Genomic DNA, 19,424 nt, shown 5'->3' on the forward strand with positions numbered 1-19,424 from the left:
CGCCGGTCGGGTGGGCGGCGGGCGGCGGACTACTCTCTCGTGTGACTGTCTCGACTCGACGGGGGGACCTGTGGCACCGGCACCGACACCGGCACTGACGCCGCGCACCGCGCGGGCCCTGGTCGCCGTCGCGCTGGCGGCGGGGCTGGCCGCCGGGTGCGCCTCGGACACCGAGAGCGGCGGCGCCCGCCTGGGCCAGGCCGCGAGCTGGTCCTCGCTCGCGGGTGGCCCGCCGAACTCCGGTCGCGCACACTCCGGGGTCTCGGACGCCCCCGGACTGCTGTGGTCACGCGCCCTCGGTGCGCCCGCGGTCGGCGTGGCCTCCTCGGACGGCATCGGCACGTCGTTCCAGGCCACGATCTCCGAGCGCGGGTGCAACCTCTTCGCACTGACCGCCGACGACGGCCGCAAGCGGTGGTGTCTGCGCCTGCCGACCGACGGGCCGCGGATCACCGCGACAGTCGACGGGCGCGGTTCGCTGTTCGTGCCCCTCTACGGCGGGGTCGGCGCCCTGACGGCCGAGGGCGAGAACCGATGGACCGCCGCGACCCGGGGCGTGCCCACGACCGTGACGTTGCTGGACGGACGCCACCTGCTGCTCGTGTCGCACCTGGGGGCGGCACGGGTGATCAACGCCCACACCGGTCTGGACGTCACGCCCGAACTGCGGATCGCCGGCGACATCTCCACGGACGACCCGGCGTACGGGCTCCCGTGGTGCGCGACCGGCGCGCGGGGTTGCCCGGTCCCCGCCCCCGCGGCCGTGGACACGGACACGGCCACCGCCTACCTCACCGCGTGGACGCCGGGCGCCGACGATCCGGAGTTGGTGGCGGTGCGACTGGTCGCCGGTGAGTTCACTGCCCTCGACGTGCTGTGGCGTGCACCCCTGCCCGACGGGCGCCTGGGGACGCCGGTGGTGCTGTCGAACGACCGGGACGAGGTCTACGTCCACGCGGCCGACGGCGATCTCGCCGCGTACTCGACGTCCGACGGCGCGGCACTGTGGACCGCCCCCGTCGGGTACCGACCGGACACGCCTCCCGCCCTGTTGCCCGACGGCACCGTGGTCAGCGGCGGTCGCACGACGACCGTGTGGAGGGGACCCGACGACGACCACGACGACGACGCGGGCCCGGCGCCGGTGGTGGCCGTTCGCGGGCAGGACGGAACCGGCCGGGTGGTCTGGCGCCGGGACGACCTGCGCCAGCTCACCAACCCCGCCGCGACGCCGGACGGGCGGGTGCTGGTGGCCGTGCGCTCGGGCGGATCCGACGACGAGCCCGGCATCGCGGTCCACCTGCTCGACGGCACCGACGGCGCCACCCTCCACCGGATCGAGGTGCCCGCCGCGACGGGCCCGGTCTCGGGACTCAGCGTCGACGCGGACGGCCGGATCGCGCTGACGACCGCGGTGGGCGCCCTCTACGTGTTCGAGTGAGCGGTGCGCGGCCCGCACACGAACACCACGGCGGAGCTGCCGATCCGGGTCACCACCAGCGCGAGTGGCCGTGACCCGCTGAGCGAGAGCGAGCGCCGCAGCACGTCCGGGTCCGTGTCCACGCCGCGGACGAGGATCTCCAGCGACCCGCAGTCTCGCCGGCGCAGCACGCGGCGCAGCTGCTTGCGGTCGAGCCTGCACTTCTCGAGCACCTCGAACCCGGTGTAGCCGTCCGGGACCCGTGGCCCGGTCAGATGGGCGATCCTCGGGTCGAGCTGGCGGAGCCCGTGGCGGCGGGCCCAGTGCCGTACGAGTCCGGCGCGGACGACCGCCCCGTCGGGGTCCACGATGAACCGCTCGGCCTCCTCGTGGGCGTCGACCTCGTCGTCGTCGCCGTCGGTCACCTCCTCCACGTGGACCGCGACCCCGTCCGCGACGAGGCGCGGTGGTCCCCACGGTCCGGCCGCGTCGGCGGCGGTGGTGCGGACCACGGTCGCACGGCGGCGCACACCCGCGGACAGGCCCGGCGACCACAGGCACGCCTCCCGCACCGAGCCGTCGAGGGACACCAGTTCGACCTCCCCGCAGTGGTCGAGCACCGAGGTGTCGAGGCCCGGGGCGCACTTGATGACGTGATCGCGGTCGGCGGCGACGGCGAGCAGGTCGGGCAGCGGCGGGCTGAGCCGCGCCGGGTCGTGGACCCGACGGCCCCCGGACCGGCGGGCGGGGTCCGCCACCAGGACGGCGTCGCGGCTGGGCGGGGCGAGCGCGTCGGCCACGCACACGAGTGCTCCGGGGACGTTGTGGGCCGCCATCCGCGCGCGGACCGGATCCAGATCCGAGCCGATCACCCGGTCGGCCGTCCGGACGAGTTCGGTGAGCTCGGCGCCGACGGAACAGGTGACGTCGTGGACGTCCCGTCCTGCCAGGCGCCCGGCCCGCAGGGCCGCGACGGGCCACGCGGTGGCCTGCTGGACGGCTTCGTCGGTGAGCAGCATCGCCCCGGCACCCCGGATTCGACCCCTCGCGCGCGCCCGGGCGGTGACGACGTCGATCGCCGCCGCCGCGTGCACGGGATCCGCGCGCCGGACGGCCGCTGTCGAGGCCACGAGGTCCGCGCGGGACCACGCCAGGCCGGCGGCGAGGTCGAGCAGGTCGCGTCCGGCGGCGGTGCGCAGGAACTCCAGGTCCTCGGGGGTCACCGACGCAACGTTAGTTCCCGCCCGGAGCGATGGCCCGCGGGGTGGCCAAGACCTCGTCGACATCGGCGGCGGCGGCCAGATCGGACAGTACGTCGAGAGTCGGGCGCAGCATGCCGAGCCGGCCGAGGGTCCCCGCCTGCGCGGCGTCGTCGGCGCGGATCCACTCGGTCGCGCGCGCCTCGGTCGTGCCCCCGTCCGGTTCGACGCCGTGGGGCAGGGCCGCCACGAAGAACAGGGTGTCGTACCGGCGCGGGGGCCCGACCGGGGTGGTCCACCGGTCCCACGGTCGCAGCAGGTGCGCGGACAGCACCAGGCCGTGCGCGGCGAGCAGCGAATCCAGGTCGCCCTCCCCCGCATCGAGTGCGCGCCGCTCGTCGGGGCCCGGCGGGTCGGCCGGTGCGGCGGCTCCCGGCCCGGTCGCCGGCTCGGCGAGCAGCACCCCGGTCTCCTCGAACAGTTCCCGCGCCACCCCGCGGACGGCCGCGGCGGCGCGGTCCGCCTCGATCCCGAACCGCCCGGCCCACCACTCCGGCTCGGGCCCGCGCCAGGGGCGGGTGCCGTGGTAGTCCCGCGGTTCGACGCCTCCGCCGGGGAACACCGACATCCCGGCGGCGAACTGCATGGTCGCCACCCGGTGCTGCAGGAAGACCTCCACTCCCCCGCCGACCCGCGCGTCGCGGACCAGGGCGACCGTGGCGGCTTCGCGGACCGGCACGGCCTCCGGCGCGAACGCCGCGGGAGCCTCACGTGCCGTCATGCCCGTGGTGCCCGCCGGTGCCGGCCCGAGCGGCGCGCCCGGCGCGCGAAGTAGCGTCCGTCGATCGCGTCCACGACGATCGACTGGGAGAAGGCCCTGCTGAGATTGTCGGAGGTGATCACCTCGTCGATCAGCCCCATCGCGGTGACCTCGCCCTCCGCCAGGAGCATGGCGTGGGTGAACCCCGGGGGGATCTCCTCCACGTGGTGGGTGACCAGGACCGTGGCGGGGGCGTCCGGATCCATCGCCATGTCCCCGAGGCGGGCGACCAGGTCCTCCCGGCCGCCCAGGTCCAGCCCCGCCCCCGGCTCGTCGAGGAGCAGCAGTTCGGGATCGGTCATCATGGCGCGGGCGATGAGCACGCGCTTGCGCTCCCCCTCGGAGAGGGTGCCCCAGGTTCGCTCGGCCAGGTGCTCCGCCCCGATCGACTCGAGGGTGTCCGCGGCGCGCTCGAAATCCTCCGGGTCGTACTTCTCCCGCCAGCGGCCGAGCACGGCGTATCCGGCGGAGATGACCAGGTCCTGCACCACCTCGTCGCCGGGGATGCGGCCGGCGACCGCGACCGACGACAGGCCGACACGGCTGCGCAGCTCGGTCACCTCCGTCCGGCCCAGCTGCTCCCCGAGGATGACGGCCGTCCCCGTGCTCGGGTACTCCAGGGCCGAGGCGATCCGCAGCAACGAGGTCTTGCCCGCGCCGTTGGGGCCGAGCACCACCCACCTCTCGTCCAGTTCCACCTGCCAGGACAGGGGCCCCACGAGGGACGTGCCGTCCCGCCGGAGCGAGACGTCGCGGAGGTCGAGGACGAGGTCGGGGTCGATGTCGATCAGGGTGCTCACGACGCCCATCTAACCGGTAATCGGGAGGACGGGTGGCGAAGAACACGGCCGTGCAGGTGAACGCCGACTCGGGCACCCCTGAAGGATCGGCCCGACTTCGCTAGCGTCGTGGGGGTGACGCCGCCCACCGCGGCGCCCACCCGCCGAGAGGAGCACCGACGTGAACGACCGTCTGGCCATCGATGAGGTCCGCCCCCTCGTCTCCTGCGGGAGGTTCCCGTCCAAGTCCGTGGTCGGGGAGATCCTGCCCGTCTCCGCGATCGTCTGGCGCGAGGGCCACGACGCCCTGTCCGCCAGCCTGGTCGTCCGCCGACCCGGCGGCGCGTCCTCCCGCACCACGATGGTGCCCGGCACCGAGCCGGACACCGTCCACGCGCTGCTGCCCACGGATGTGTCGGGGATGTGGTCGTTCCGGGTGGAGGCGTGGTCCGACCCGTTCGCGACGTGGCGCAGCGGCATCGTCAAGAAGATGGCCGCGGGTCTGGACTCGGGCGAGCTGGGCAACGAGTTCGAGGTGGGCGCCCGCGTGCTCGACACCGCGATCGCCCGGGCGACGGTCGCCGGCGCAGCCGACCGGGTCGACCTGCTGACCGGGGCCGCCGCCGCGCTGCGTGGTCCGGGCGACGCGGCCACCCGGACCGCCCCGGCGCTGTCGGACGAGACCGCGGCCGCGCTGGCCGCCGATCCCGTCCGCGAACTCGTGACCGTGGGTCAGACCCACCGCGTGTGGGTGGACCGTCGCGAGGCGCAGTTCAGCTCCTGGTACGAGTTCTTCCCCCGCTCCACCGGCGGGTGGGACGACGAGGGCCGTCCCGTCCACGGGACGTTCACCACCTCGCGCTCCTACGTCGACCACGCGGCCGACCTCGGGTTCGACGTCGTGTACCTGCCGCCGATCCACCCCATCGGAGAGATCAACCGCAAGGGCCGCAACAACACCCTGACCCCCGGGCCCGATGACGTCGGGTCCCCGTGGGCCATCGGCTCCGCCGAGGGCGGACACGACGCGGTCCACCCCGACCTCGGCACCGTCGACGACTTCCGGGACCTGGTGACCTACGCCGGGGAGCGCGGCGTCGAGGTCGCACTGGACCTGGCCCTGCAGTGCGCGCCCGACCACCCCTGGGCCGCCGAACACCCCGAGTGGTTCACCGTGCTGCCCGACGGGCACATCGCCTACGCCGAGAACCCGCCCAAGAAGTACCAGGACATCTACCCGGTCAACTTCGACACCGACCCCGAGGGCATCTACGCCGAGGTGCTGCGTGTCGTCCGGCTGTGGACGTCCCTCGGGGTACGGATCTTCCGGGTGGACAACCCGCACACCAAGCCGGCCGACTTCTGGAACCGCCTCATCAGCGAGGTGAAGCGGACCGAGCCGGACGTGCTGTTCCTGGCGGAGGCCTTCACCCGGCCGGCCCGGCTGTTCGGACTGGCCAAGCGCGGGTTCTCGCAGTCCTACACCTACTTCACGTGGAAGACCACGAAGGCCGAGTTGGTGGAGTTCTGCGAGCAGCTGCTGGCCCACGTCGACGAGGCCCGCCCCAACATGTTCACCAACACCCCGGACATCCTCCACGAGTCGCTCCAACGTGGCGGCCCGGCGATGTTCGCGATCCGGGCGGTGCTCGCCGCGACGCTCTCGCCCTCGTGGGGCGTGTACTCCGGCTACGAGCTCTACGAATGGCAGCCCGTCGCCGACGGCAGCGAGGAGTACCTCGACTCGGAGAAGTACGAGCTGCGGCCCCGTGACTTCGCCGCCGCGGAGGCCGCCGGGCAGTCGCTCGCCCCGTGGCTGCGCACCCTCAACCGGGTCCGCCGCGAGCACCCCGCCCTGCAGCAGCTGCGCACCCTGACGTTCCACGACGTGGACAACGACCAGATCATCGCCTACTCCAAGGTCGACCCGGCCACCGGAGACTGTGTTCTCACGGTGGTCTCCCTGGACTCCCTCGGCGTCCAGGAGGGCACCCTCCACCTCGACATGGCGGCCCTGGGATACGACGACGACGCCCGGTTCAGCGTCCGCGACGAGGTGACGGGCTCCGAGTTCCACTGGGGGTCGAGCAACTACGTCCGGCTCGAGCCGTGGACCGCCGTCGCACACATCATCGCGATCCCGCCCTGCGACGAAGCACGTAGGGTCGAACAGTCCTACCGCACGCACACCGTGGATTGAGGCGAACGGCCATGGCAAAGCACAAGAAGAAGGACCGCTCCACCGACCGGCTCCAGCCGGAGCAGACCTCGTCGTCGTCGCCCTCGTCGTCGTCGCCGCCGTCACCGCCGTCACCGACACCGCCCGCGCCGGCCACGCCGCCCGTCGCGTCCCCCGGGCCCGTCACTCCCACGGAACCGACGCCGATCCCGCACGACGTCCTCGGCCGGCTCCGGTCCGGCACCCACCACGACCCGCACTCCGTCTACAGCGCGCACCGCGACGGCGACGGCTCGGTCGTCCGCACCGTCCAGCCGGGGGCGGTGGAGGTGGAGATCGTGTTCGACGACCGCACCGTCCCCATGACCCCGGTCGGCGACGGAGTGTTCCACGCGGCGGTGTCCGAGACGGACGTGGCCGACTACCGTTTCCGGGTCCGCTACCCCGACGGCCACACGCGCACCGTCGCGGACGGCTACCGCTTCCTCCCGACGCTGGGCGAGGTCGACCTGCACCTCATCGGCGAAGGGCGCCACGAACGACTGTGGGACGTCCTCGGCGCCCACGTGCGCACCTACGACACCGCGGGCGGACCGGTCACCGGCACATCGTTCGCCGTGTGGGCGCCCAACGCCCGCGGGATGAGCGTCGTCGGCGACTTCTGCGGATGGAATCCCACCGCGCTGCCCATGCGCTCGATCGGGTCCTCCGGGGTGTGGGAGTTGTTCGTCCCCGACGTCGCCGACGGCGCCGTCTACAAGTACTGCGTCCGCGGGGCCGACGGCCGGACCATCGACCACGCCGACCCCATGGCGGTGGCCACCGAGGTGCCGCCCTCGACCGGGTCCAAGGTGTTCACCTCCGGCTACGAGTGGAACGACGACGAGTGGATCGCCGCCCGCGCGACCCGCGACCACTCGCACTCCCCGATGACCGTCCTCGAGGTCCACGTCGGCTCCTGGCGGCCCGGCCTCGGCTACCGCGAGTTCGCGCACGAACTCGCCGACCACATCATCGAGACCGGGTTCACCCACGTGGAGTTGATGCCGGTCGCCGAGCACCCCTTCGGCGGCTCGTGGGGCTACCAGGTCTCGTCGTACTTCGCCCCGACCAGCCGGTTCGGCACCCCGGACGACCTGCGCTACGTCATCGATCACCTCCACTCCCGCGGTATCGGAGTCCTGGTGGACTGGGTACCCGCCCACTTCCCCAAGGACGAGTGGTCGCTCGGCCGGTTCGACGGCACCCCGCTCTACGAACACGCCGACCCCCGACGCGGCGAACAGCCCGACTGGGGCACCTACGTCTTCGACTTCGGCCGCCACGAGGTGCGCAACTTCCTCGTCGCCAACGCCCTGTACTGGGCCGAGGAGTTCCACATCGACGGACTGCGGGTGGACGCCGTGGCCTCGATGCTCTACCTCGACTACTCCCGCGAGGCCGGCGAGTGGACCCCCAACATCCACGGTGGACGGGAGAACCTCGAGGCCATCTCGTTCCTCCAGGAGGTCAACGCCACCCTGGCCCGGGAGCACCCCGGTTTCCTCACCGTGGCCGAGGAGTCCACGTCCTGGGGCGGCGTCACGTCGCCCACCTACACGGGCGGCCTCGGGTTCTCCATGAAGTGGAACATGGGCTGGATGAACGACACCCTGCGCTACGTGGGGCTCGACCCGATCTACCGCGGTTTCCACCACGGCGAGATCACCTTCTCGATGATGTACGCCTGGAGCGAGCGCTTCGTCCTCCCCCTGAGCCACGACGAGGTGGTCCACGGCAAGGGATCGATGTGGGAGCGTATGCCCGGCACCTCGTGGGACCGTGCGGCCGGCATCCGCAGCCTGTACGCCTACATGTGGGCGCACCCCGGCAAGAAGCTGCTCTTCCAGGGCCTCGAGTTCGGGCAGACCACCGAGTGGGACGCCGACAAGGGTGTCGCCTGGGAGAATCTCGAGGGCTGGGAGGGCGAGTACCACCGAGGCATCCTCGCCTGCGTGCGTGACCTCAACGCCCGCTACGCCGAGAATCCCGGCCTGTGGTCGCTCGACGACGACCCCTCCGGGTTCTCGTGGATCGACGCCAACGACGCCGCCCACAACACGCTGTCCTTCCTGCGGACGGACCACGCCGGCAACACCGTCGCGTGCGTGGTCAACTTCTCCGGCGCCGCGCTCGGCGACTACCGCATAGGGCTCCCCGAGGACGGGTACTGGGAGGAGATCCTCAACACCGACGCCTCGGCCTACGAGGGCTCGGGCGCGGGCAACCTCGGCGGTGTCCACGCCGAGCCGGCACCCCACCACGGACGGCCTTATTCCGCGGCGATCACGGTCGGCCCCCGCGCCACCGTGTGGTTCCGACACGCGGCACCGACGACGACGGAGATCGCGGGCGCCTGAGCGGCCGGGAGCCGAGCGTCAGTAGAGCGCGCTCGCGAGGTTCCGGCGCGCGGCCAGCACCCGCTCATCGTCCACCGGCAGGGCCTCGAGGAGCTCGAGCAGGCGCGCACGCAACGTGACGCGCTCGTCGCCGACGTGGACACGGATCGCGTCCACCAGTGTCGAGAACGCGGCCTCGTACTCTCCGCCCACCAGGGCAGTGTCTGCAGCCCGCAACGCGTCGGGGACGGAACCCTCTCCCGAGTCGGTCGCTTCCGTCGACCGGCGCGCGGCCTGCACGTAGCGCAGCGCCTCCACCAGGGAGTGCTCGCCCGGGCGGGCCTCCACGAGCGCGGTGAACCGTTCCTCCGCGGCCGCCAGGTCCCCCTCGGCGAGCGCGTCCTCGGCGGCGTCCCGCTCGGGGTCGGTGGGCTCCTCCGGCTCCACGTCGTCGGTGTCCGGTGCGGGCCCACCCAACTTGCCCTCGGTCGCGCGCAGCACGGCCGCGAGCCACTGCCGCAGGGCCTCCTCCGGCTGCTCGCCCTCGAAGTCGGCGAGCGGGCGGCCCGCCGCCACGGCGTACACGGTCGGCACCGCGCGGGCCTGCAGCGCCTGTGCGATGCCCGGGGAGGCATCGACGTCCACTGTCGCGTGGACCCACTGCCCGCCGGCCTCCACGGCCAGCGCGTCCAACAAGCCGGTCAACGCGGTCGGCGCCCGCTGGGACACCAGCTCGAGGATCACCGGAACCTGAGCGGAGCGGGCCAGCACCTCCTGCTCGAAGGAGGCCTCGTCCACCTCCACCACCACTTCCGGACCGGAGCCCGGCGGCGGGCCGCCCTGACCCGGGGCGCGACCGGTGTCGGTCGCGCCCCGGCGGGTCTCGGCCCGCTTCTTCAGACCGGACAGGTCGACGGCGCCTGCGAGCGACGCCGCGAGCTTCTGTTCGGCGGCGGACGGGGGTCGGTTACCTGGTCTCGTCACGGCACCGATCCTGCCACGACGGGCGCGCGGGGGTGTCAGCCGGCCGCGGGCACCCGGATGATCAGGGCGTCACCCTGGCCGCCGCCGCCGCACAGGGCAGCCGCTCCGAGCCCGCCGCCGCGGCGTGCGAGCTCGAGGGCCAGGGTCAGCACCACGCGGTTGCCGGACACCCCGATCGGGTGACCGATCGAGATGGCGCCGCCGTTCACGTTCACCTTGTCGGGGCTCAGGTCGAGCATGCGGGTCGAGTGCAGTCCGACGGAGGCGAAGGCCTCGTTGAACTCGAACAGGTCGATGTCGGAGACGTCGACTCCCGCCCGCTCGCACGCGTTCAGCACCGCGTCGGCGGGCTGGTGCTGCAGGGTCGAGTCCGGGCCGGCCACGGTGCCGTAGCCGACGATCTCGGCCAGCACCGGCCAGCCCTCGGCCTCGGCACGGGCCGCGGACGTGATGATGGTCGCCGAGGCGCCGTCCGAGATCTGCGACGACGAACCGGCGGTGATGGTCCCGTCCTTGGAGAACGCGGGACGGAGCTTGCCCATCGACTCGGGGGTCGAGTCGGCGCGCACGCCCTCGTCGGTGTCCACGACGGTGTCGCCCTTGCGGCCCTTTACCGTCACCGGCACGATCTCGTCGGCGAACCGCCCCTCCTTCGCCGCCGCGGCCGCGCGCTGGTGGGAGGTCGCCGCGAACTCGTCCTGGTGCTCACGGGTGATCTCCAGCTCGACGTTGCGCGCCTCGGTGAGCGCACCCATGGGCTGGTCGGTCGGAACGTCGTGCAGGCCGTCGTACGCCATGTGATCGAGGACCTCGATCGACCCGTACTTGTACCCGGCGCGGCTCTTGGGCAGCAGGTGCGGAGCCTGGGACATCGACTCCTGGCCGCCGGCAACGATGACCTCGGAGTACCCGGACCGGATCGCCTGGTCCGCCAGCGCGATCGCGGTCATACCGGACAGGCACATCTTGTTGATGCTCAGCGCGTCGACGCGCTTGGGCAGCCCGGCGGCGAGCGAGGCCTGACGCGCGGGCATCTGGCCGTTGCCGGCCGAGAGCACCTGTCCCATGATCACCTGATCGACGGCCTCCGGGGAGACGCCGCCCCGCTCGAGGGCCGCACTGATCGCGATGCCGCCGAGCTCCGGGGCGGACAGCGAGGACAGGCCGCCCTGCAGGCGGCCGAACGGGGTGCGGGCGCCGGAGACGATGACGGTACGGGTGGGGTCGGCGGTCATGAGACACCTTCCGATGGAGGGGATGAGACTGTGGTCACCAAACTACCGCGAGCACCGACCGACTAACGTGATGGGCATGACGACTACCCCAGCCGGCCAACCCCTCCTGCCCTCCGACCTCGTCGTGGCGATCGACCACGTCGGGGTCGCCGTGCCCGATTTCGACGCCGCCGTCGACTGGTATCGCGAGAACCTGGGGATGGAGAACCTCCATGAGGAGGTCAACGAGGAGCAGGGCGTGCGCGAGGCCATGCTCGGCTCCCCCGGTCGCCCGGAAGGCGGCGCCCTGCTGCAGATCCTCGCACCGCTGGACGAGTCCTCCACCATCGCCAAGTTCATCGACCGCAACGGGCCGGGGATCCAGCAGATGGCGGTCCGGGTCACCGACATCGACGCCATCACGGCACACCTCACGGGGCGGGGCGTCAGAGTCCTCTACCCGGCACCCAGGAGGGGCACCGCGGACTCCCGGATCAACTTCGTCCATCCCAAGGACGCGGGCGGCGTGCTCCTCGAGCTCGTCGAGCCCGCCGACGCACAGCACTAGTCGCCCCTCACGCGCCCGCCGCTAGGGTGGTGACATGTCGAGCATGCACACGTCACCCACCACGGCGGAGTCCTTCGCGGTGGTGCGCAAGGGATTTGACCGTGAGCAGGTGATGGGAGCACTCACCCGTCTCGAGACGGAGACGGGGGTACTGCGCGCTGACAGGGACGCCGCGGTCGAGCGTGCCGAGAGAGCAGCGGCGGAGGCCGACCGGCAGCGGGCACGCGTGGCCGACCTCGAGGCCAGGGTCGCCGAACTCGGCCGGGCTCCCGTCACCAGCGGTCAGATGTCGGACAGGGTGTCGACGATGCTCTCGCTGGCCACCGCCGAAGCCGAGTCCATCCGCGACTCCGCTCACGCCACCGCCGACCGGATTCGCGCGGAGGCCGAGGAGGACGCGTGGCGGCTACGGGAGACCGCGGGCGCCGAATTGGCCGCGGTCCGCAGGAGTGCCGAGGCGACCCGCACCGAGCACTCGTCCGTCCTCGATGCGGCACGCGCCCGCGCCCGGGAGATCATCCTCGCCGCGGAACGAGAGGCCCGGCGACTGGACGACGAGGCGGCGCGCCGGCGGCACGAGATCGATGAGGACCACCGACTGGCCTCGGATCTGCGCCGGAGCGAGGAGCTGCGCGCGGCAACGCAACGCCATGACGCCTCGCTGGCGGCCGCGGAGTCCACGCGTCGCGAGGCCGAGGAGGAGGCCCGTCGGCTCGTCGACGACGCCCGCCGCCGGGCGGACCAGCTGGTCTCCCGGGCGCGACGGCATGTGGACGATCTGCGCGTGCTCCGCGAGCGTGTGCTCGACGATCTCGGCGCGATCCGGGCGAAGCTCGAACCTGTCCCCGGGACAGGCGACGACGTGGAGTTCGACCTGCCGGAGGAACCGGACCTCAACTCCAGCGACGGGTGAGGCCTCTCCGGCCCCGGCCGGACCAGCACCCGGTGTGCCAGTGGCGACGTTCCTCGTCCCCTCCGGGCCGGTCCGGCCACACCACCACATGCGCGGTACCGGAGGTCACCAGGTGATCGCAACCGGGGCACCGGTAGTCCTTGCCCGCTCTGGCCCCGGGGATCCGCCGTACGTGGTACGAATCGGGGTCACCGGCCGGCCCGGGTTCGAGCGCCGAGCCCCCGAGTCCGTGCCGCGGCGGTAGCGGCCGGTCGGCTTCGCCGCGTCGGTGTCGCCTGGGCATCCCGATGGCCTGCGGTCAGAAGAGTCGGAGGTCGGTGGACTCGATCCCTCGCAGGGAGTCGTAGTCCAGGGTCACGCATCGGATGCCACGATCCTCGGCGAGGGTGCGAGCCTGGGGCTTGATGATCTGGGCAGCGAAGATCCCGCTGACCGGCGCGAGCAACGGGTCGCGGTTGAGCAGCTCCAGATAGCGGGTCAGTTGCTCCACCCCGTCGATCTCGCCGCGACGTTTGATCTCCACCGCCACTGTCGTGCCCTCCCCGTCACGGCCGAGGATGTCGACGGGGCCGATCGCCGTCATGTACTCCCGGCGGACCAGGCTGTACCCCTGACCGAGCGTCTCGATGTGCTCGGCGAGCAACTCCTGCAGGTGGGCCTCGACACCGTCCTTCACCAGTCCCGGGTCCACGCCCAGTTCGTGTCGGGAGTCGTGGTGCACCTCGGCGACGGTGATCCGTAGCTGCTCCCCCGCCTTGTTCTCCACGACCCACAACTGATGCTCCGGGTTCTCCGGGTGATCCCGCTCGGTAAGGGAACACGGCGGGGTCATCCAGTTGAGGGGCTTGTAGGCGCGGTCGTCGGCGTGAACGCTCACAGACCCGTCGGCCTTGACGAGCAACAACCGCGGGGCCATCGGAAGATGAGCCGTGAGGCGACCGACGTAGTCGACCTGGCACGTGGCTACGACGAGACGCAACGGTTCCTCCTGGGTACGGGCACCGCCCCCGGCACGCGGCGCGGATGGTGTCAGCGGTGGGGACGCCGGGGGCGGACCTGCTCGGTGGAGCAGGCCTCGACCCACGCGAGCATCCCGGTCAGTTTTGCGAGGGCCACGCAGAGTTCACCTTCGACCGGACGGGCGCGGCGGTCGTGTCCGGAGAACGGAACGATCACCTCGCCCTCCTCTGCCACGTCGAGCTCCGGACCGGTGGGCTGTCGACGCGGGCCCAGCACGAGGGTCCGCCGGTCCAACCGCACGTCGGCACCGAACTTCACGCTCAGCAGACGGTAGAACGCGACCTCGGTATCCGAGTACCGGACGGCGCCGTATCCCCACGCATCCTCCCCGGCCCTGCGAACGAGGACCGACGTGGAATTACGACGCACGACGACCAGTCGATACACGACGGCCGCGACCACCGGGACGAGCACGAGCAGGATGACGACACCGAGAATGATCTCGATGGGAGCCGTCACTCTGCTCATCCCCTTCCGGCGGTCGCGGCCGTGTGTGACGGGCGGACCGTGCGTACTAGGCGCCGGCCTTCTCGATGGCGAGGAGTCGGCCCCGGGCGGTGGCCGCGGCGGAGGCGTCATCGCCGGCCTCGGACAGCTGCCGCTCCGCGGCGGCGCGATCGATCGCGTCCGACCACTCTGCGGACTCCCCGAGGATGCTGACCTTGTTCGCGGTCACTGACAGGAAGCCGCCCTGGACGGCAGCGACCTTGCGCCCCTCGTCCGTGTACACCGTGACGGTACCGGCGGCATCCAGCTCACCGAGCAGAGGCTCGTGACCGGCCTGGATACCGATCTCACCCTCGCTGGTCTTGGCGACCACCATGGATGCGGTCCCGGACCAGAACCTGCGCTCGACGGTGACGAACTCGACTTCGATCTCAGCCATGGACGACCGTCACTTCCCGGAGAGCTTCTTGGCGTTGGCCTCGACATCGTCGAGACCGCCGATGCCGTTGAACGCCTGCTCCGGAAGGTGGTCCAGCTCGCCCTTGCAGAGCTTGTCGAACGCCTCGATGGTGTCCGACAGCGGGACGACCGAACCGACCTGACCGGTGAACTTCTCGGCGACCAGGAAGTTCTGGCCGAGGAAGCGCTCGAGGCGACGGGCACGCTGAACCGTGACCTTGTCCTCCTCGGACAGCTCGTCCATACCGAGGATGGCGATGATGTCCTGGAGTTCCTTGTACTTCTGGAGGATCTGGATGACCTCCTGGGCGACGCGGTAGTGCTCCTCGCCCACGATGCCCGGCTCGAGGATCCGAGAGGTCGAGGTGAGCGGGTCGACGGCCGGGTAGATGCCCTTCGACGCGATGGAGCGGGAGAGCTCCGTGGTGGCGTCGAGGTGGGCGAACGTCGTGGCCGGCGCCGGGTCGGTGTAGTCGTCGGCGGGGACGTAGATCGCCTGCAGCGACGTGATCGAGCGACCACGCGTCGAGGTGATTCGCTCCTGCAGCTGACCCATCTCGTCCGCGAGGGTCGGCTGGTAACCGACGGCGGACGGCATGCGGCCGAGCAGCGTCGAAACCTCGGAACCGGCCTGCGTGAAGCGGAAGATGTTGTCGATGAACAGGAGGACGTCCTGGCCCTGCACGTCGCGGAAGTACTCGGCCATGGTGAGGGCCGAGAGCGCGACGCGCATACGCGTCCCCGGCGGCTCGTCCATCTGACCGAACACCAGGGCGGTGTCCTGGAGGACGCCCATCTCCTCCATCTCGAGGAAGAGGTCGGTGCCCTCACGGGTGCGCTCACCGACGCCGGCGAACACCGACGTACCGGAGAACTCACGCGCGATACGGGTGATCATCTCCTGGATGAGCACCGTCTTGCCGACACCGGCACCACCGAACAGACCGATCTTGCCACCCTTGACGTACGGGGTCAGCAGGTCGATCACCTTGACGCCGGTCTCGAGGATCTCGGTCTTGCCCTCGAGCTGGTCGAAGGCCGGCGGCTCGCGGTGGATACCCCACTGCTCGCCGTCCCGGCCGGTGCCGGGCGCGTCGAGGCAGTCGCCCAGGGCGTTGAAGACGTGGCCCTTGACGACGTCGCCGACCGGAACCGAGATCGGCTGACCGGAGTCGACCACCTCGGCACCGCGGACGAGTCCGTCGGTGGACTGCATCGAGATGCAGCGCACCATGTTGTCGCCCAGGTGCTGGGCGACCTCGAACGTCACGGTCTTGGCGACCGCCGCGAGGGTGATCTCGGCGGTGAGGGCGTTGAAGAGGGCCGGGAGGGCGCCGCGCGGGAACTCCACGTCGACGACCGCACCCAGGACGCGGGCGACCCGACCGGTGAGACCGGCCGTGCCCGTCGTGCTCTGATCGGTAACAGCTGTGGTCATTGCTTAGTCACTTCCTGCGCTAGCGGCGAGCGCACCAGCGCCACCGACAATCTCGCTGATTTCCTGGGTGATCTGTGCCTGGCGTGCCTGGTTCGCCTCGCGGCTCAGGCCCTCCACCAGCTCGGTGGCGTTGTCGGTCGCCGACTTCATGGCGGTCCGTCGTGCCGCCGACTCCGACGCCGCCGCCTCAAGGAGCGAGGCGAAGGCACGGGTCGACATGTACCTCGGGAGAATGTTGTCCAGGAGGGTGTCCGCATCCGGCTCGAAGGAGACCTCCGGCTTGAATTCGGACTCCGACCTGGGGCTGTCGTCCATCATGCCGTCGCTGAGGTCCAGCTCCTCGATCTCGACCTCGGTCTCGATCGGGGCCAGTCGACGCGCCCGCGGGGTCTGCGTGAGCATCGACTTGAACTGGGTGTAGACGATGTGGACCTCGTCGACGCCCTTGCGGGTGGTGTCCGTGCCGTCCCCCTCGAGGAACTCGGAGGCGTCGAACGTCGACTCGCCGCCGGCCTTGAAAGCCGCCGACAGGAGCTGGAACGCCGGACGCGCTTCCTGGTAGTCCGGCTTCTGCGAATGCCCGTGCCAGGCACCGGCGAGCTCGACCTCGCGGAACGTGTAGTACACGATCCCCTTGTTGCCCATCACGTAGATGTCGACCTCACGCCCCTCGCTCTCGAGGTAGGCGATGAGCTCGGCGGCCTCCTTGAGCACGTTGTGGTTGTAACCACCACACATGCCCCGGTCGGAGGTCACCACCAGCACGGCGGACCGCTTCGGGTTCTCCGGCTCGTTGAGCATCGGGTGCTTGAGCGACGAGGCACTCGCGAGATCGGTGAGGATCGCGGTGATCTGGTCCGCGAAGGGCTTGGCCTCCGCGACCCGGGCCTGGGCCTTGGAGATCTGCGAGGTCGCGATCAGCTCCTGGGCCTTGGTGATCTTCTTGGTCGAGTTGACCGACTTGATCCGGTCGCGTAGTTCACGCATGTTGGCCATGGGCGTGGATCACTCTCCTCTCGACCTTGAATCGGATGGCTGTCATCGCAGGCCTCAGGCCTTCTTCTTCTTGGTGACCGTGAGCTTCTCACGATCGATCTCGTCCTCGGACAGCGCCTCGGCCTCGGGCTCGTTGACCACACGGGAACCGTCGGTGGCGACGAAGCCCTCCTTGAACTCGTTGGTCTTGGCCTCGAGGGTCGACTTGGACTCGTCGGAGAGCGCGGCTCCCCCCTCGATCTGGCTGTAGACGTCGGAGGCGGAGTGCCGCAGGGTCTCGAGCAGCTCGCCCTCGAAGCGACGGACGTCCTCGACCGGGACGGAGTCGTAGAAACCCTCACCGGCGAGGTAGATCGAGACGATCTGGTCCTCCACGGCGACCGGCGAGTTCTGGTCCTGCTTGAGGATCTCGACCAGACGCTGGCCACGCTCGAGCTGCGCCTTCGAGGCGGCGTCGAGGTCGGACGCGAACGTCGCGAACGACTCGAGGTCGCGGTACGCGGCCAGGTCCAGACGCAGCGAGCCGGAGACCTTCTTCATGCCCTTGGTCTGCGCGGCACCGCCGACTCGGGAGACGGAGATACCGACGTTGACGGCCGGACGCACACCGCGGTTGAACAGGTCGGACTCGAGGAAGACCTGACCGTCGGTGATCGAGATGACGTTGGTCGGGATGAACGCCGAGACGTCATTGGCCTTGGTCTCGATGATCGGGAGACCCGTCAGCGACCCACCGCCCATCTCGTCCGAGAGCTTGGCGCACCGCTCGAGCAGGCGGGAGTGCAGGTAGAAGACGTCGCCGGGGTACGCCTCGCGACCCGGGGGGCGACGGAGCAGCAGCGAGATCGCGCGGTACGCGTCGGCCTGCTTGGACAGGTCGTCGAACACGACCAGGACGTGCGCACCGTCGTACATCCAGTGCTGCCCGATGGCCGAACCGGTGAACGGCGCGAGCCACTTGAAGCCGGCCGAGTCAGAGGCGGGGGCGGCGACGATGGTGGTGTACTCCATCGCGCCGTTCTCCTCGAGCGTCGCCTTGACACCCGCGATGGTGGAGCCCTTCTGGCCGATCGCGACGTAGATGCACCGGAGCTGCTTGGTCTTGTCGCCCGACTCCCAGTTGGCCTTCTGGTTGAGGATCGCGTCGATGCAGACCGCGGTCTTGCCCGTCTTGCGGTCACCGATGATGAGCTGACGCTGACCGCGACCGATCGGCGTCATGGCGTCAATGGCCTTGATGCCGGTCTGCATGGGCTCCTCGACCGGCTGGCGCTCCAGAACGGACGGCGCCTGCAGCTCGAGGGCGCGGGTGCCTTCCGACTCGATGTCGCCGAGGCCGTCGATGGGCTGCCCGAGCGGGTTGACGACGCGACCGAGGAAGCCGTCGCCGACCGGAACGGAGAGGACCTCCCCGGTGCGACGCACCTCCTGCCCCTGGGCGATCTCGTCGAAGTTGCCGAGCACGACCGCACCGATCTCGCGGTCCTCGAGGTTCAGTGCGACGCCGAGGATGCCGCCCGGGAACTCCAGCAGCTCGTTGGCCATCGCGGACGGGAGTCCGCTGATGTGGGCGATACCGTCGCCCGTGTCGGTGACGATTCCGACCTCCTCGCGCGACGCCTCGTTGGAGACCGTCGAGGTGTAATTCGCAATCGCACTGCGGATCTCGTCGGAGGAGATAGTCAGCTCCGCCATGTCATTCCTGCTCTCACTAAGTGTGGTCTGGATGTGTCTTGTCAGGTGAGCATCGACCGAGTGCGACCGTTGCTCGTCGGGTGTCGAGGCCTAGGGAAGCGCCCGTCGTACGGCCGAGAGCCGCCCGGCGACGGAACCGTCGATGATCTCGTCACCGACGCGGATCACCATGCCGCCGAGGACCGCCTGGTCGACCTGGACGTGGACCGCCATCTCCCGTCCGTAGATCTCGGCGAGCTTGCCCTCGAGTGCGGCCCGCTGCTCGGTGGTGAGTTCCGTAGCACTGGTGACCACGGCCACCGACTGTCCCTGGAGTTCGGCCGCCTGCCTGGACAGCGCGTCCAGATCGTCGGCGGGCATGGCGTCCGGCCGGGCGATCGCCTGTCCGGCGAGCGCCTCGGTGACCGCGGTCACCTTGCCGTAGAGGACCTGACCGAGGAGTGCGCGCTTGGACTCCGTGGTGGTCGTGCGGTCGGACAGAGCCTGCTCGAACTCCGCGTCGCCGGCGACGATGCGGCCCAATCTGAACAGTTCGTCCTCGACCGTCCCGAGCTGACCCTGCTCCCGGGCCGAGAGCAGGAGCGCTTCCCGGCCGAGGGTGACGAGGCCCTCACGGAGATCCCGCGGGGTGGACCAGGACAGTGCGACCGCAGCAAGCACGACCGCGAGGGTCGACTCGTCGATCTTCCAGCCGAACACCGAACGGGCGAGGTCCTCGCGGGCCTCGACCGGTGCGGACGAGTCCGCGACGGCGACCCGCAGGGAGCGGTCACCCTCCAGGACGTCGACGACCCGGAAGAGCTCGGCACCGACCTTGGCGCCCGTGGCGCCCCCGGCCGGGTTCGCGGAGAGCGTGGACTGCAGGACCGACCGGGACTGCTCGAGGGCGTCGCGGCTTGCTGCGTGCATAGTCTG

General features: G+C 70.9%; 18 protein-coding genes. 5 read left to right on the forward strand and 13 right to left on the reverse strand.

Annotated elements, in window-relative coordinates; all coding sequences use genetic code 11:
* Positions 1-70 precede the first annotated feature (70 nt).
* Positions 71-1,441, forward strand: coding sequence for a PQQ-binding-like beta-propeller repeat protein (locus tag AYO52_RS13435; protein WP_067718297.1), 1,371 nt, complete (start codon positions 71-73; stop codon positions 1,439-1,441).
* On the opposite strand, the gene AYO52_RS13440 is transcribed toward AYO52_RS13435, so the two are convergent.
* The 3 genes from AYO52_RS13440 to AYO52_RS13450 are packed head-to-tail and all read right to left on the reverse strand — an operon-like array spanning position 1,426 to position 4,248.
* The gene (locus AYO52_RS13440; RefSeq protein WP_067718300.1) at positions 1,426-2,643 is read right to left on the reverse strand and encodes an SAM-dependent methyltransferase; all 1,218 of its coding nucleotides are present in this window, start codon (positions 2,641-2,643) and stop codon (positions 1,426-1,428) included. The genes AYO52_RS13435 and AYO52_RS13440 overlap by 16 nt on opposite strands.
* 10 nt (positions 2,644-2,653) lie before the next feature.
* On the reverse strand, positions 2,654-3,400 hold the full coding sequence (locus AYO52_RS13445) for an NUDIX hydrolase (protein ID WP_067718303.1): 747 nt from the start codon (positions 3,398-3,400) through the stop codon (positions 2,654-2,656).
* Positions 3,397-4,248, reverse strand: coding sequence for an ABC transporter ATP-binding protein (locus tag AYO52_RS13450; protein WP_067718305.1), 852 nt, complete (start codon positions 4,246-4,248; stop codon positions 3,397-3,399). Before AYO52_RS13450 ends, AYO52_RS13445 begins: the two co-directional genes overlap by 4 nt.
* Before the next feature lie 151 nt (positions 4,249-4,399).
* Here AYO52_RS13450 and AYO52_RS13455 point away from each other — a divergent pair, with 151 nt between their 5' ends.
* Together AYO52_RS13455 and glgB are read left to right on the forward strand one after the other, a co-directional pair.
* Positions 4,400-6,418 carry a maltotransferase domain-containing protein gene (locus AYO52_RS13455; RefSeq protein WP_067718308.1) on the forward strand — a complete coding sequence of 673 codons (2,019 nt, stop codon included), beginning with the start codon at positions 4,400-4,402 and terminating at the stop codon, positions 6,416-6,418.
* A gap of 11 nt (positions 6,419-6,429) precedes the next feature.
* The gene (gene glgB, locus AYO52_RS13460; RefSeq protein ID WP_082924015.1) at positions 6,430-8,796 is read left to right on the forward strand and encodes a 1,4-alpha-glucan branching protein GlgB; all 2,367 of its coding nucleotides are present in this window, start codon (positions 6,430-6,432) and stop codon (positions 8,794-8,796) included.
* A gap of 18 nt (positions 8,797-8,814) precedes the next feature.
* On the opposite strand, the gene AYO52_RS19205 is transcribed toward glgB, so the two are convergent.
* Both AYO52_RS19205 and AYO52_RS13470 read right to left on the reverse strand, forming a co-directional pair.
* Positions 8,815-9,759, reverse strand: coding sequence for a tetratricopeptide repeat protein (locus AYO52_RS19205; protein ID WP_067718310.1), 945 nt, complete (start codon positions 9,757-9,759; stop codon positions 8,815-8,817).
* 35 nt (positions 9,760-9,794) lie between these two features.
* Positions 9,795-10,994: an acetyl-CoA C-acetyltransferase gene (locus AYO52_RS13470; RefSeq protein ID WP_067718314.1), complete on the reverse strand. Its 1,200-nt coding sequence runs from the start codon at positions 10,992-10,994 to the stop codon at positions 9,795-9,797.
* A 76-nt stretch (positions 10,995-11,070) separates the two neighbouring features.
* On the opposite strand from AYO52_RS13470, the gene mce reads away from it, so the two are divergent.
* Together mce and AYO52_RS13480 are read left to right on the forward strand one after the other, a co-directional pair.
* Positions 11,071-11,541 carry a methylmalonyl-CoA epimerase gene (mce, locus tag AYO52_RS13475; protein WP_067718569.1) on the forward strand — a complete coding sequence of 157 codons (471 nt, stop codon included), beginning with the start codon at positions 11,071-11,073 and terminating at the stop codon, positions 11,539-11,541.
* A gap of 34 nt (positions 11,542-11,575) precedes the next feature.
* Positions 11,576-12,454, forward strand: a complete 879-nt coding sequence (locus AYO52_RS13480) for a hypothetical protein (protein ID WP_156523616.1) — start codon at positions 11,576-11,578, stop codon at positions 12,452-12,454.
* Here AYO52_RS13480 and AYO52_RS18985 read toward each other — a convergent pair.
* The 8 genes from AYO52_RS18985 to AYO52_RS13515 form a co-directional block, all read right to left on the reverse strand.
* Positions 12,435-12,737 (reverse strand): ATP/GTP-binding protein, encoded by a 303-nt coding sequence (locus tag AYO52_RS18985; protein ID WP_082924016.1) that lies wholly within the window; start codon positions 12,735-12,737, stop codon positions 12,435-12,437. The genes AYO52_RS13480 and AYO52_RS18985 overlap by 20 nt on opposite strands.
* 15 nt (positions 12,738-12,752) lie before the next feature.
* Entirely contained in the window at positions 12,753-13,433 is a 681-nt protein-coding gene (gene nucS, locus AYO52_RS13485) for an endonuclease NucS (protein ID WP_067718317.1), read from the reverse strand.
* Positions 13,434-13,483: 50 nt separating this feature from the next.
* A complete protein-coding gene (locus AYO52_RS13490; RefSeq protein ID WP_067718320.1) occupies positions 13,484-13,933 on the reverse strand; it encodes a DUF2550 family protein in 450 nt (149 codons plus the stop codon).
* Positions 13,934-13,988: 55 nt separating this feature from the next.
* Positions 13,989-14,360: a F0F1 ATP synthase subunit epsilon gene (locus AYO52_RS13495; RefSeq protein ID WP_067718322.1), complete on the reverse strand. Its 372-nt coding sequence runs from the start codon at positions 14,358-14,360 to the stop codon at positions 13,989-13,991.
* A gap of 9 nt (positions 14,361-14,369) precedes the next feature.
* On the reverse strand, positions 14,370-15,818 hold the full coding sequence (gene atpD / locus AYO52_RS13500) for a F0F1 ATP synthase subunit beta (protein ID WP_067718325.1): 1,449 nt from the start codon (positions 15,816-15,818) through the stop codon (positions 14,370-14,372).
* A 3-nt stretch (positions 15,819-15,821) separates the two neighbouring features.
* The gene (locus AYO52_RS13505; protein ID WP_067718328.1) at positions 15,822-16,814 is read right to left on the reverse strand and encodes a F0F1 ATP synthase subunit gamma; all 993 of its coding nucleotides are present in this window, start codon (positions 16,812-16,814) and stop codon (positions 15,822-15,824) included.
* A gap of 54 nt (positions 16,815-16,868) precedes the next feature.
* A complete protein-coding gene (gene atpA / locus AYO52_RS13510) occupies positions 16,869-18,509 on the reverse strand; it encodes a F0F1 ATP synthase subunit alpha (protein WP_067718330.1) in 1,641 nt (546 codons plus the stop codon).
* A gap of 90 nt (positions 18,510-18,599) precedes the next feature.
* Positions 18,600-19,418 (reverse strand): F0F1 ATP synthase subunit delta, encoded by an 819-nt coding sequence (locus tag AYO52_RS13515; RefSeq protein ID WP_067718333.1) that lies wholly within the window; start codon positions 19,416-19,418, stop codon positions 18,600-18,602.
* Positions 19,419-19,424: the final 6 nt, after the last annotated feature.

This window comes from Dietzia sp. 111N12-1 (genome assembly GCF_001658045.1).
GTDB classification, from domain to species: domain Bacteria; phylum Actinomycetota; class Actinomycetes; order Mycobacteriales; family Mycobacteriaceae; genus Dietzia; species Dietzia kunjamensis.